A 265-nucleotide genomic window follows, 5' to 3' on the forward strand; every position below is an offset into this window, starting at 1 on the left:
CATGTGGGAAGCGCTGCGGGAAGACGAGATCGCCTGCCGTTCGCTCGGCGTCAATCACGTCTTCACAAAGCTCACGGCCTTCATTCTCGGCGCCTCCACGGGCGGCCTCGCCGGTGTCTTCTTCGCCGCACAACAGGGTTTCGTGAACCCGACCTCTTTCACCTTCTTCGAATCCGCACTGATCCTCGCCATCGTCGTCCTTGGCGGCCTCGGATCGACGGCGGGCGTCATCTCGGCCGCACTCGTTCTCACCATTCTTCCGGAG

Annotated in this window: 1 protein-coding gene; it reads left to right on the top strand. The window is 62.6% G+C overall.

Features of this window, described 5'->3' with window-relative positions; translation table 11 throughout:
• The coding region (locus AF337_RS33000; RefSeq protein WP_425287910.1) for an ABC transporter permease subunit at positions 1 to 265 on the top strand (265 nt) is incomplete at both ends.

This window comes from Rhizobium ecuadorense (assembly GCF_001187535.1).
Lineage (GTDB): Bacteria > Pseudomonadota > Alphaproteobacteria > Rhizobiales > Rhizobiaceae > Rhizobium > Rhizobium ecuadorense.